The sequence below is a fragment of the Arthrobacter sp. UYP6 genome (assembly GCF_040547315.1).
Lineage (GTDB): Bacteria > Actinomycetota > Actinomycetes > Actinomycetales > Micrococcaceae > Arthrobacter_B.
Genome location: NZ_JBEPPM010000016.1, coordinates 56912 through 70086, shown reverse-complemented (window position 1 = coordinate 70086; position 13175 = coordinate 56912). Strand labels below are relative to the sequence as shown.

At 66.5% G+C, this 13175-nt stretch carries 12 protein-coding genes; 9 read left to right on the top strand and 3 right to left on the bottom strand.

Annotation, left to right across the window (positions count from 1 at the left end):
• The first annotated feature begins 22 nt into the window (after positions 1-22).
• A complete protein-coding gene (locus ABIB35_RS13935; protein ID WP_354182328.1) occupies positions 23-1408 on the top strand; it encodes an MFS transporter in 1386 nt (461 codons plus the stop codon).
• Between the two features lie 138 nt (positions 1409-1546).
• The gene (locus ABIB35_RS13930; protein ID WP_354182327.1) at positions 1547-1720 is read left to right on the top strand and encodes a hypothetical protein; all 174 of its coding nucleotides are present in this window, start codon (positions 1547-1549) and stop codon (positions 1718-1720) included.
• A gap of 138 nt (positions 1721-1858) precedes the next feature.
• Here ABIB35_RS13930 and ABIB35_RS13925 read toward each other — a convergent pair whose 3' ends face one another.
• Complete coding sequence (locus ABIB35_RS13925) at positions 1859-2806, bottom strand: serine/threonine-protein kinase (protein WP_354182326.1); 948 nt, start codon at positions 2804-2806, stop codon at positions 1859-1861.
• 235 nt (positions 2807-3041) lie between these two features.
• Positions 3042-3842: an alpha/beta fold hydrolase gene (locus ABIB35_RS13920; protein WP_354182325.1), complete on the bottom strand. Its 801-nt coding sequence runs from the start codon at positions 3840-3842 to the stop codon at positions 3042-3044.
• A gap of 486 nt (positions 3843-4328) precedes the next feature.
• On the opposite strand from ABIB35_RS13920, the gene ABIB35_RS13915 reads away from it, so the two are divergent.
• Complete coding sequence (locus ABIB35_RS13915; RefSeq protein WP_354182324.1) at positions 4329-4628, top strand: hypothetical protein; 300 nt, start codon at positions 4329-4331, stop codon at positions 4626-4628.
• Between the two features lie 381 nt (positions 4629-5009).
• On the opposite strand, the gene ABIB35_RS13910 is transcribed toward ABIB35_RS13915, so the two are convergent.
• Positions 5010-6440, bottom strand: a complete 1431-nt coding sequence (locus ABIB35_RS13910) for an amino acid permease (RefSeq protein WP_354182323.1) — start codon at positions 6438-6440, stop codon at positions 5010-5012.
• A gap of 173 nt (positions 6441-6613) precedes the next feature.
• On the opposite strand from ABIB35_RS13910, the gene ABIB35_RS13905 reads away from it, so the two are divergent.
• The 6 genes from ABIB35_RS13905 to ABIB35_RS13880 all read left to right on the top strand — a co-directional run bounded on the left by ABIB35_RS13905 (position 6614) and on the right by ABIB35_RS13880 (position 13166).
• A complete protein-coding gene (locus ABIB35_RS13905) occupies positions 6614-7117 on the top strand; it encodes an Lrp/AsnC family transcriptional regulator (protein WP_354182322.1) in 504 nt (167 codons plus the stop codon).
• A 205-nt stretch (positions 7118-7322) separates the two neighbouring features.
• Positions 7323-8078, top strand: a complete 756-nt coding sequence (locus tag ABIB35_RS13900; RefSeq protein WP_354182321.1) for an NUDIX hydrolase — start codon at positions 7323-7325, stop codon at positions 8076-8078.
• A gap of 3 nt (positions 8079-8081) precedes the next feature.
• Positions 8082-9395 (top strand): quinolinate synthase NadA, encoded by a 1314-nt coding sequence (gene nadA, locus ABIB35_RS13895; protein WP_354182320.1) that lies wholly within the window; start codon positions 8082-8084, stop codon positions 9393-9395.
• On the top strand, positions 9392-11002 hold the full coding sequence (gene nadB / locus ABIB35_RS13890) for an L-aspartate oxidase (RefSeq protein ID WP_354182319.1): 1611 nt from the start codon (positions 9392-9394) through the stop codon (positions 11000-11002). Before nadA ends, nadB begins: the two co-directional genes overlap by 4 nt.
• Before the next feature lie 95 nt (positions 11003-11097).
• A complete protein-coding gene (gene nadC / locus ABIB35_RS13885; RefSeq protein WP_354182366.1) occupies positions 11098-11946 on the top strand; it encodes a carboxylating nicotinate-nucleotide diphosphorylase in 849 nt (282 codons plus the stop codon).
• A complete protein-coding gene (locus ABIB35_RS13880) occupies positions 11943-13166 on the top strand; it encodes a cysteine desulfurase family protein (protein WP_354182318.1) in 1224 nt (407 codons plus the stop codon). Before nadC ends, ABIB35_RS13880 begins: the two co-directional genes overlap by 4 nt.
• The last annotated feature ends 9 nt before the right edge of the window (positions 13167-13175 follow it).

Sequence of the window (13175 nt, the reverse complement as noted above, 5' to 3'; positions counted from 1 at the left end):
ATACAACGTATCTGGACATCGTATGAGTAACGACCTGTCATCCTCTTCCTTCTCTTCCTCTGCTCCGGAGCAGCCGTCTCCCGAGCCTGCGCCGCAGTTACCGCAGGAGCCCAAACATCCGGCTCCGGACCAGCCCGACGCAGCTACCGCCGGACGCTATGCACGCATCTTCGCGCTCGCAGGCCGAGGTTTTGTGCCGGTCGCCTTCCTGGCCCGGCTTCCCCTGGCCATGCTCACCGTGGGCGCCCTGACCCTGGTCACCAGCGTCACTGGTTCTTACGCCACCGGAGGCCTGGCCGCCGGTGCCGTGGGCATCGGCTCGGCCATCGGGGCCCCGGTCCTTGGCTATATCGCTGACCGTGCGGGCCAGCGGCCGGTGCTGCTGACCGCCGCCGTCGTTAATCCACTGGCTACGGCCCTGGTGCTGTACATGGCGTACCTGCTGCCCGATGCCGCCGGACCGGCGGGAATCCTAGCTGCCGCCTTCTTTATGGGTGCCACCTGCCCACAGGTGGGCCCGCTGGCCCGCGTGCGCTGGATGGCCATGACCTCGCGCCGCCCTGCTGCGGGTGGTGCCCGGGACCTGGACACCGCCATGTCCTACGAAGGAACGGCCGACGAACTGAGCTTCGTCCTGGGCCCGGCCCTGGTCGGGCTGCTGGCTGCCGCCGTCGCGCCCTGGCTTCCGCTGGCACTGGCGGCGATCCTGACTTTGACCATGGTGGCGGCGTTCGCCGTGCACCCCACAGTCCGCACCGTGGTGCCGGCCCGGGCTGCCCGGAAACTGCAGGCCGCCAAGGGGTCCACCGAAGATTCTGAACCGGCGGCCGCCGAGCCCCGCGCCGACTGGCTGCTGATCGCGCTGCCCGTGCTGGGCATGGTGGCCATGGGAACGTTCTTCGGCGGAACCCAAACCAGCCTCACCGCGTTTGGCGGGCTCTTCAACATCTCGTCCGCGGCAGGGCTGCTGTACGCGGTGATGGGTATCAGCTCGGCGGCGGCGGCCCTGTCCGTTGCCTTCTGGCCGGAGCGGTTCGGGCCGGCGGCGCGCTGGATGGTGGCCGCCGCGGCCATGACGGCGCTCTCGGTGCTGCTGCTGTTTCCGGCTGACATTCCCACCATGCTGGTGGCGCTCTTTGTCCTGGGCATTCCCGTAGGCCCCACCATGGTCAGCATCTTTGGCATCGGCGCCGTCGTCGCGCCCCGCCACCTGATGGGCACGGTCATGACCATGCTCGCCAGCGGCGTGGTCACCGGAACTGCACTTGGTGCCGCACTGGCCGGCCGCCTGGCGGACAGTCACGGCCACCAGGCGGCGTTCCTGGTAACCGTCGGTGCCGCCGCCGCCCTGCTGATCCTGAGCCTGTGCACCCGCTGGGCCGTCGCGGCCCGCCGCCGGCGCGCCTGACCGTCCCTGCGGGCTGCGAACGAGCGATATGTTCCGGGGCAGAACTGCTCCGGCTGTCGGCCCGACCCTCAGTTGGCTTAGTATCGAAGGAAGCGCCGAGATCTTCGGCGGGACCCGCAGCGGATGAGGAGACCCACCATGGGCAGTGACAAGAACGCCAACGAGAATCATGCCAAGGACAGCGGGAAGACCACCGGCCCGGAAGGGACCATCCCTGACACTGAGGACGGCGTGGCCGCTGCGTCAACCGGCGAAGCGTCGAACTTTGAACCTGAGGAAGACCAGGAGTCTGCCGAGGGTGGATCCAAGTAGCGGATCCATGTAAGCCGTAGCCGGAAGGAAGAACAACCGGCGGACAACAAAGCCCGGACGGGGAGGATTCCCGGTCCGGGCTTTTGTCTGCGGCGATTCAGCGGCAGGCGGCGGCGGCAGCCGCGTTGGCGACGGTTCCTAGCCGAGGCTTGGGGCGTGTGCCGGCGGCAGCGGAATGTAGATGTTGCCGGTGGTGACTCCGCCCGTGATGGCATCGTCGGGGCTGGAATCTGCGGGGGACACCAGATGCTGCAGGACCTCAGGCTCCACGGCCAACGCGCGCAGGGCTGCTGCGGCGTCATGGGCGTCGGGCCGTGCCTCCACTGTCCGAGCGGTCATAGAGCGCAGCAGATCCACCCAGTCGCTGCCCAGTTCTGCCGGCACCTCCGGATCGCGGACCAAACGGGCGACGGCGGACTCAACAATGGGGCCGGGAAAGGCCTTTTCTCCCGTGAGGCATTCGAGCAGCACCAGTCCCAGGGAATAGATGTCGGTGCGCGGATCAACCGCACCGCCCAGCGCCTGCTCAGGGCTCAAGTAATTAGCGGTGCCAATGGTGGCACCGTGCGCCGTGGCAACAGTTGCCTCGGTCATTCGGGCAATACCGAAGTCCGTCAGCTTTGGATAGAGCCGGGTATCGTTCTCGGCCTGCGGATAAAGCAGGATATTTGCCGGCTTCACATCCCGGTGGATGACGCCGTTTGAGTGCACATAGTTCAAGGCATCGGCCAGGTCTGCGCCCAGCGAGCCGATGGCGGCCGGCGCCAGCTGTCCGGACTTTAATGTCCGGCGAAGGTCCGGGCCGTCCACCAGCTCCATGACCAGGTAGGTGGAGGTCCGGCCGTCTTCTTCCTCGAAGGTGCCGGCGTCCAGCAGTGTGACCAGGCCGGGATGGTTCAGTGTGGCCAGCAGGAGGGTTTCCGTCTGCTGGCGGCGGTTCTCATCGTCGTCGCTGACACTGGGGCGAAACCGCTTGACCGCGACTTCCCGCCCAAGGTTTTCGTCCATCGCGCGGTAGACAGAGGCAGCGCCGCCGGTGCCAATCAGTTCGCTGATCCGGTATCGCTGCCCAAGGAGTACATCCACGGGTGTCCTCCCTTGAGGGTTTATCGAAGAATGAGAAAAACGTGGCGCAGGAATCCGGGTTTCTTGCTTGGCACCGGAAGGATAAATCATCAGCAGGCTGATTAAATCGATCCTACTCTGCTCGCGCGTTAATCTTATCCCGGCCCTTCTGCCTCGATTCTCAGGGCCAGCCCGGCTTTACCAACTCTTAATATGCCCCTTCTCACGGAGTGTGGGTGCGCACAGTCCACACTTTTCAGGCGAGGAAATCGATGGCTGCCGTTTTGAAGACCCGCGAGGTGACCGCATTGGCATGGGTTCGTGCGGGCAGCACCAGCACTTCCGCCGTCCCGGACAGGGCGGCAAGTTCGGATGATCCCTCGGCAAAGGGATCCCGGTCCCCGGACACCATGAGCAGCGGCATGCCGGGAACGGCTTCGGCCGGGATGAACGGCTCCTCCTTGACGGCCTCCACCATCCGCAGCAGGGCGGAGAGGTCATTGCCCGGAACCAGCCGGGCCATTCGGATCAGGTCCGCGGTGGACGCGTCCAGGATTTCGGCGGTCCCCGCAAGAGCCGCGCGCGCTGCGGGCAGGTCAAAATCGGTCAGGGGGTCTGCGGTGCCGGGACCGCCGCCGAGCACCATGCGCTGTACCAGCTCCGGCTGCGTGGCTCCGAATTCCCAGGCCAGCCGGGAACCCAGCGAATAGCCGATGATGTCCACGCCTGACGCCGGATTATCGGGGGATAGGGGGAGGACTCCGGCATCCATCAGCAGCTGCAGCAGGTCTGCCCGGATGCGGCTGGGGCGGTAGGCCTGCGGATCAGCGGGCGCGGCGCTGCGCCCATGCCCGGGCAGGTCCACGGTGATCACGGTCCGGCCGGCGGCAGTTAGGGTGCTCACCCAGCCGGAATCATGCCAGTTCAGCTGTGCGGAAGAGGCGAAGCCGTGCAGCAGTAGGACCGGCCGCACAGCGGAGGCGCCGCCATCGGGCATGATCACCTCTGCGAACAGGCCCGGGTCGGTGCCTTCCACCGTATGTGTGTGCAGCTGCATGCTTACTCCTGGTTCGGGACTGTGGTGCGGGGAAAACAGCGCCTGGCCGTGGCTGGCCGCCAAGGATGAGGTCAATGTTGGGGACCTATTCATCTTCAACGCCGTCCGAGGGATACGGTACGTCGAATCCTGTGACCCGCTCAACCGGGCGCACAGGGTGGAAAAGCTGCACCCGGTCACCAGCGCGGTCACTTCCCCGGTCCGGAGGCCAGCGGGGGCATCATGCATGACGGCGGGGAGGCATGACGGCCGTGCATCGGCACGACGATGGCGCATCGTCGGCGCATCGGCGGCTAGTACGGGCCCGATCGAGTAAGTGAGCACCGGACTGCCTGCCGAGTGTCGCCTTCGTGCCGTTTGGGTTCCCCGAGTGTCGCCTTCGTGCCGTTTCCGGCGCCTCGGAGTGGCATCGTCTCTACTCTCGACGGCGGGGAGGGGCATTATCCCGACACTGGAATGCCATGGCGGCTCGCCAAGGCACAAGGTGTGCGCAGTGTAGGCGTGCTCTGTGCTGGCCTACCGCGCTGTGGACAGGCGTTACCACGCAGCAATCAGCATGCTGATGACCACAGGATCCGGCTCAGGACTGGCTTTTATTTTTATACCGGGTATGGTCAGGACTATCCGTATTTGTTCTTTAATGAGGAGCCTAAATTGTCAGGTAAATCCCCGCAGGGTTCAAATGAGAAGAAGCCGGGCAAGTCCATCAAGGATAAGCGCGCAGAAAAAAGAGCTAAGAGTGCCAGTGACTCAGAGCTTATCCCCAAGAAGCGCAAGGGGCAGTAGTAGCTGCAGGCCCTAGGGTCGGCACGGAGTCGAGTGGATGCAAGCCGAAAATCCCGGTAGTTGCAGGGTGATCCGCAGTCAAGAGCGCGTTCTGTAAACGGTGTCCACGCCGCCCGATGAGGGGGAGCGCCGGGGGTGCCACGGGGGCCGGAAAACCGGAAAAAACGGGAAACGGCCGCGATCAACTTGGATCGCGGCCGTTTCTGTTTTCTATTTTTAGAGTTCTGCAGGCTGCATTGATTTTCTGTGGAATCTCCCCGCCGGCAGCAAATAAAGAATATTTTCAGCGGTCCCCGTAGGGAAAAGTGCTTTTCTACTCAAGAGTGCCTACAAATTCCCGTAACTCGGAGCGCGAAACACCCTAGCGTGAGCTGGGTGGCGCTAGTTCAACTGCCTGCCGGAGCGCATGGCGGTCCGGTCCAAAAGCCAGGCTGCGAAGCCCAGTGCGCAGGTCAGAACCAAGGTTGCCAGCAGCTGGATACGGACGGCGGAGTCCAGGAACCCGAGCACTACAATGCCGGCCAGAAGTGCCAGCGCAAAGTAGGAGAGCCAGGGGAAGGCCCACATCTTGAAGCGCAGTTCCACGCCGGCCGCCTCTGCCCGGCGCCGCAGGATGATTTGGGAAACAATCGAAACACCCCAGACCACCAGACAGGTGGAACCGACCAGGTTCAGCAGGATCATCAGGACTGTCTCGGGGTAGAGGTAGTTTAGTGCCACTGCCAGGAAGCCAAAGGCTACCGAAGCGGCCACGGCGGCACGCGGCACGCCGCTCGGGCCTTTGCCGGCCAGCGCCTTCGGGGCGCGGCCCCGTTCGGCGAGCGAGAACACCATCCGGGATGCGCCGTACAGGTTGGCGTTCAGGGCTGACAGCAGCGCCACGACAATAACCACTGCCATGACCACGTCGGCACCCGGAACACGGGCTGCGGCAAGCGCAGCAACAAACGGGCCGGTACTCAGGGACTCGCTGTCCCAGGGCAGGACGGTCACGATCACCAGAACTGAACCGACGTAGAAAACCAGGATGCGCCAGACAACCGACGTGATGGCCTTGGCAATGTTGGTGGCCGGGTTCTCCGTGTCGGCAGCGGCGACGGCAACAATCTCGGTGCCGCCAAAGGCAAAGACCACCAGGAGCAGTCCTGCGCCGACTCCGCTCCAGCCGTGGGGCATGAAGCCGCCGTTGCCCGTGAGGTTACTTAGCCCCGGTGCCGGAACGTTGGGCAGCCAACCGGCTATGAAGGCGACGCCGACGGCGAGGAAGCCCACAATGGCGAGTACCTTGAGCAGGGCAAACCAGTACTCAAACTCGCCGAAGCTGGCCACTCCTCCCAGGTTGATAGCGGTGAACACGCTCATGAACACCAGTGCCAGCAGCCATTGCTGCGACCCGGGCCACATGGATGAAACGATTGCCGCCGCAGCCGTTGCCTCGGCGGCTATGACGATCACGAGCTGGAGCCACCACAGCCATCCGATGGTGGTCCCGACCGGCCGGCCGAGTGCCTTTTCCGCATAGACGGAGAAGGCTCCGCTGCTGGGATCGGCAGCCGCCATCTCGCCCATCATGCGCATCACGAGAATGACCATGGTGCCCGCGATGAGGAAGGACAGCAGGACTGCCGGGCCGGCTGCCTGGATACCCGCCCCGGAACCGACAAACAGTCCGGTGCCGATGGCGCTTCCCAGGCTCATAAAAACCAGATGGCGGGGGCGTAGTTTCCGTACCGCGGGGGACCCGGATCCTGATCCTGCCGGGGCGGATCCGGGTGAGCCGGTGGGACCGGTCGCGGACGTTCGGGTGGTCATGGAAAAGGCGCCTTTGAAGTTGGGGACGCGACGGCATGTCGGGGGCCGTAGAAAAACGGGCCCGGCCGCGGCCTATCCATCTTATGCCGTTCCTTGCGTCATTCAGAATGCGCATGATCCATGCCACAATGCTTACAGTTTGCACAGCGGTTTGCGGTGCTGGAGAGGGAAAAGTGCCAACAGACGCCTTGGATGCACAAATCATTGAACTATTCACCGACGAGCCCAGGATGTCCGTCCTTGAGGCCTCGCGCAGCTTGAAGGTGGCGCGAGCCACGGTCCAGGCCAGGCTGGACAGGATGCAGCGGCTGGGGGTTATTTCCGGCTGGGGCCCGCGGATTGATCCGGCAGCGCTGGGTTATACGGTCCTGGCCTACTGCTCGCTGACCATCAGCCAGGACAGCGGACACGATGCGGTAGTCAGGGCGCTGGCCGAGATTCCGGAGATTCAGGAGATTCACACCGTCTCGGGCGAGAGCGATCTCCTGGCCCGGGTGGCGGCCCGGTCCAATTCGGATTTGCAGCGGGTCATTGATTCCATTGTGGCCACCCGCACTATCGTGCGGTCCTCGTCCGTCATAGTGCTTAATACTCACTTTGACGGCCGAACCCTCCCCTTGCTGCAGGCCGCCTCCGGCGCCGATCCCACAGCGATTCAGACCCTCGATCCGGCGTAAGCCACCACTGTTCTTGTGGCATAGCTGCCGGTTGCAGTGGGGAACCGCAGGTCACTGTGGACCGACGATGTGATGCTGCGCGCCCATAAGACGCCTCGATAAATGTGGCACAGGTTGCACGGATTCTGCCTGCAATGAGTTAGAGTCATCCTGACTTTTACTCTTTCCGCCGGGTCTCGCCGGCGGTCCGGCCGGAAAGGCCCCCATGGTTTACCAGCAGCCAGCGTACGGATACGCGAATGTGTCCGAACGGGCCCGGCAGCCGCCGGCGCTGGCCATCTCCACCGTCATCTTTGCCCTGCGCCCGGATCCGGAAACCGGCCGCCCCGCCCTGTGGCTGCCGCTGGTGCGGCGCATCCGCGAGCCCTTTCTTGGGATGTGGGCGCTGCCCGGCGGACCGCTGGGAGCCCGCGAGTCGCTGCAGGAAGCCGCCGCCGGCAACCTTGCGCAGACCACCGGTCTGACACCGAAGTATCTGGAGCAGCTCTACGCCTTCGGCGGGACCGATCGGTCGCCGTCGCCGCGGGTGGTGTCCATCGTCTACTGGGCTCTTGTTCAACCCGACGAGGCAGCACTGTCACGGCAGGACGAGAACGTCCGCTGGTTTCGGGCCCCCGCGGTGGGCGAGCTGGCTTTCGACCACAACGAGATCGTGGGATACGCCCTCTGGCGCCTGCGCAACCGGATGGAGTACGGCTCCATTGCCTACGCCTTCCTGGGGGACACCTTCACTCTGGCCCAGCTGCGGGAAGTGTATGAAGCCGTGCTGGGCCGGGAACTGGAGCCGGCGAATTTCCGCCGCCAGCTGCGGGCAGCCCCGGACATCGAAGCCACGGACCAGTATCTGCAGGGCGGCCGGCACCGCCCGCCGCGCCTCTACCGCTACACCGGTGCCCTCCTCTCAAATCCGGCAGCACGGTCCAACCCGGCGACACAGCCCAACCCAGCAACGGAGCAGTGAATCATGAGCAATGCCCCCGTTACCTCCGCGCCCAGCGTGGCCACCGCCGTCGCACTGATTTCGGCCGAGGCCGCCGCCAACGGCGAAACCTCCACCGCTACCTGCACGCCGGACCTGATGATGCCGCCGTGGGAGTTCGACGGCGCCCCGCTGCCGGACTATGGTCCCGGCGCCTCCATGCACGACGCCGCGCCGCCCGCCACACCCCGGCAGGGCGTCCTTCCAGAGGAATACCGGCTGGCGTCCGACGCCGAACTGCACCTGCGCATCCTCGCCGCCAAGGAAAAGCTGGGGCACCGCGCCGTGATCCTGGGCCACTTTTACCAGCGCGACGAGGTCCTGCGCTATGCCGACTTTGTGGGTGATTCCTTTCAGCTGGCCAAAGCGGCCAAGGCCAAGCCGGACGCCGAAGCCATCATTTTCTGCGGCGTCCATTTCATGGCCGAAACCGCTGACCTGCTGTCCGGTCCGGACCAGGCCGTGATGCTCCCCAACCTCGCCGCCGGCTGCTCCATGGCGGACATGGCGGATATTGAGTCGGTGGCCGCCTGCTGGGACCAGCTCACCGCACTCTTCGGATCGGCGCCCGACGACGACGGCCGGCTGCCGGTCATTCCGGTCACCTACATGAATTCCTCGGCGGCGCTGAAGGGATTCTGTGGGGAGAACGGCGGTATTGTCTGTACCTCTTCCAACGCCGCGGCCGTCCTGGAATGGGCCTTTGAACGCGGCCGGCGGGTGCTGTTCTTTCCGGACCAGCATCTGGGCCGGAACACCGCCAAAGCCATGGGCATCCCGCTGGAGGCCATGCCCATGTGGAACCCCCGACTGCCGCTGGGCGGCAGCACGGCCGCTGAACTCCAGGACGCCAGGGTGCTGCTCTGGAACGGGTTCTGCTCCGTGCACAAGCGCTTCACCGTGGCCCAGATCGCCAAGGCACGTGCGGACTTTCCCGGCGTGCGGGTGATTGTGCACCCCGAATGCCCGATGCCCGTGGTGGACGCGGCCGATGAGGCCGGGTCCACGGACTACATCCTCAAGGCCATCGATGCCGCTCCGGCCGGCAGCACCTTTGCCGTGGGTACCGAAATCAACATGGTCAACCGGCTGGCGGCGCAGTATCCGCAGCACACCATCTTCTGCCTGGATCCGGTGATCTGCCCGTGCTCCACGATGTACCGGATCCACCCGGGTTACCTGGCCTGGGTACTGGAGGGGCTGGTCCGCGGCGAAACCCTGAACCGGATCACGGTGCCCGCCGCCGTGGCCGTCCCCGCCCGGACCGCGCTGGAACGGATGCTGGCGGCGCACCCGTGATCGCCGTCGTCGGCAGCGGGATTGCCGGGCTGGTTGCGGCGCTGAGCGCCGTGCAGTCGAATCCGCGCGTGGAAGTGACAGTGCTCGCCAAAGGCACCGTGCAGCAGTCCAACACGTGGCTGGCGCAGGGCGGGATCGCCGCCGTGGTTCCGGGTTCGGCAGCGGCCGGAGACACGGCAGGCGCGCACGCGGCGGACACGCTGGCGGCAGGTGCCGGGATGGGCGACGCCGAAGCGGTGCGGGTTTTGTGTGCGACCGCCGGCGAACAGATCCGCCGGCTGCTGGAGCTGGGGACGCCCTTTGACCGGGATGATGCCGGGGAGCTGGCGCTGGGCCGGGAGGCGGCGCACTCCGCCCGGCGGATCCTGCACGTCAACGGCGACAGCACCGGAGCCGGCATCGCCGCTGTCCTGCTGCGGAGCGTTGCGGCGGAACCGCGGATCACCGTTGCCGAATCCGCATTTGCTGCCAGGCTTCTGCTTGACAGCGGCCAGGTCACGGGCGTGGAACTGCTCCGGAACGGGCGCCGGGAGATCCTGGCGGCCGACGCCGTGATCCTGGCTACCGGCGGCGCCGGAACCCTGTATGCGCACACCACCAACCCGGACTCCGCGACCGGCGACGGCGTGGCGCTGGCTGCCCGCGCCGGCGCTGCGTTGCGGGATCTTGAGTTCTTTCAGTTCCATCCCACCTCCCTTGACGTGCCCGGTAATCCTCTGATTTCCGAAGCCGTGCGCGGCGAGGGGGCCGTGCTGCGCAACGCCGCCGGTGAGAGGTTTCTGGCAGCCGCGCATCCGGAGGCGGAACTGGCTCCGCGCGACGTCGTCTCCCGGGCGGTCAGCGCCTACCTGCGGGACAGCGGGGAGTCCCGGGTCTGGCTGGACGCCACCGGTGTGGCTGCCGCCCGGGGTCCCGGCTACCTGGCCCGGCGCTTTCCGGGGCTGGACGCAATGACCCGGCGGTACGGCCTGGACTGGGAACGGGAGATGCTGCCCGTGGTTCCTGCCGCACACTACTGGATGGGCGGGGTGGCCGCCGACCTCTGGGGGCATACCACCGTGCCCGGGCTGTACGCCGCCGGTGAATGCGCCTGCACCGGGGTGCACGGGGCGAACCGGCTGGCCTCGAATTCCCTGCTGGAGGGACTGGTGTTCGGGGCCCGGGCGGGGGCTGCCGCGGCTGCGGACAGGGGGACCGGAGCATCTTCGGCCGCTGCCGGAGGTCTGGTCGTTGCTGGAAGCGGGGTTTCCGAACGGGACACCGCCGGGGAGCAGCCTGCTTTCAGCCGTGCTGCGCTGCAGGACCTGATGTCAGCCCATGCCGGTGTGCTCCGCAGCGCCGATGGGCTGGCTGCCGCTGCCTCCGCGGTTGCCCGCTGGGAGCAGCACACGGTTGGTGCGGCCTCAGGGCAAGGAGGGTCAGGGTCAGGAACAGATCAACACCTCCTGGAAGACACGAACCTGCTTACCTCAGCCCGGCTCCTCCTGGCTGCTGCTCTGCGGCGCACGGAGTCCGTGGGCGCGCATTACCGGACCGACGCTACGCCACGCATCGCGGACCACGCTGCGGGGCGACATGCCGGCACAACCCTGGACCTCGTCCGATGACTTCCATACCGAACCCCATGAACGGATCCGTGCCCATGACCAGTTACAGCACCGCACCGAACGTTGATGCCCCCGCCCCGGATCCCCGGGAAGTGATGCCCGTTCCGCAGGACGCGGTGGACCGCATTGTGGCCGCGGCGCTCGCAGAGGACGCACCGTGGGGGGACATCACCTCCGATCTGCTGGTTCCCCCGAAGTCCCGGGCCGCGGGAGTCCTGACCGCCCGGGAACCGGGCATCTTCTGTGGCGAGCAGGTCATCGAGGCGGCGTTTCGGCTGGCGTCGCCGGAAACGGCAGTCCGGTTCCGGGTCCGTGACGGTGAAACCTTCCGTGCCGGGGCAGTGCTGGCGGAGGTCAGCGGTCCCGCCCGCGCGGTGCTGGCGGGGGAGAGGGTGGCACTGAATCTGGCCCAGCGGCTGAGCGGGATCGCTACCCTGACCGCCGCCTTCGTTGCGCAGACCGCCGGTACCGCCGCCCGTATTACCGATACCCGTAAGACCACCCCGGGGCTGCGGATCCTGGAACGCCACGCGGTGCGGTGCGGTGGCGGCCACAACCACCGGTTCAGTCTCTCGGATGCGGTGATGGCCAAGGACAACCACCTCACGCTGCTCGCCGCCGGGGGAGCGGATCTCGCACAGGCCCTGACCGCCGCCAAGGCCCGGCTTCCGCACACCGTGCATTTCGAAGTGGAGGTGGACCGGCTGGACCAGATCGAGGCAGTCCTGGCCGGCGGCGCGGACACCGTGCTGCTGGATAACTTCACCCCGGCGGACCTGCGCCGGGGTGTGGAACTGATCAATGGACGGGCACTGGTCGAAGCCAGCGGAAATGTTCGTCTGGACACGGTCGCGGACATCGCACTCACCGGTGTTGACCTCATTTCCGCCGGAGCGCTCACTCACAGCGTCCGGGCCCTGGACCTCGGCCTGGACCTGATGTGATCTACCTTGATGCAGCCGCCACCGCCCCGCCGCGGCGGGAAGTGCTGGAGGCAATGTGGCCGTACCTCACCACCGGGTTCGGCAATCCCTCCAGTTCCCACTCCGTCGGGGAATCCGCCGCCGTGGCATTGGAAGCTGCCAGGGAAACGACGGCCGGAGTGCTGGGCTGCCGCCCGGGAGAAATCATCTTCACCTCTGGTGGTACGGAAGCAGACAATCTGGCAGTGAAGGGCCTGGCCCTGGCCGGCTTGGACCGGTTGGGAAACGGCGCGGGGGACCGGGCCGGAACCGCTGCCCCGTTCTCCGCCGGGAACGGAACCGCGGCGCACATCGTCTCCACCGCCGTCGAACATCCGGCCGTGCAGGAATCGCTGGACTATCTGCAGCGGCGGCACGGCTTCCGGGTAACGCTGCTGCCGGTCGACGGTACGGGCCGGGTGGATCCCGGGGAGGCCGCCGCGGCTCTGAGCCCGGAAACTGTGTTGTGCTCGGTGATGCACGCCAACAATGAGGTGGGAACCGTGCAGCCCGTTCAGGAGATTGCCGCCGCCTGCCGTGCAGCCGGCGTGCCGTTTCATATCGACGCAGTGCAGGCCGGCGGCTGGCTGAACCTGGATGTCAGCCTGCTGGGGGTGGACGCACTGAGCCTGTCCGGGCACAAGCTGGGCACGCCCAAGGGAATCGGGGTGCTGTACCTGCGCGGCGCGCCTGCGCTGGAGCCGGTAATGCACGGTGGCGGGCAGGAACGCGGCCGGCGCTCCGGGACGGAGAACGTGGCCGGTGCGGTGGGCATGGCCACCGCCCTGGCGCTGGCTGCCGCAGAGCGCGACGACGCTGCCCGGCACGCCGAAGCGCTGCGGAACCGGCTGATCGACACCGTGCTGGGCGAGGTTCCGGGCGCCCTGCTGACCGGGCACCGGACCGAGCGGCTGCCCGGGCACGCCTCGTTCTGTTTTCCGGGCACCTCCGGTGAGGCGGTGCTGCTGGAACTGGAACGGTCCGGGGTGCTGTGTTCCAGCGGCTCGGCGTGTGCCGCCGGGTCCGATGAGCCCTCGGCAGTGCTCACGGCGATGGGGGTGGACCGGGAAACGGCGCAGACCGCCGTTCGGTTCACGTTCACCTCCGCTCTCCGGGAGGACGAGGTTGACCGGGCCGCCCATGCCGTGGCCGCTGCCGTGGCCGCGGTGGGAGGGCTTGCAGTGGTGCGGCCGGGCGGCTGACCGGCTATA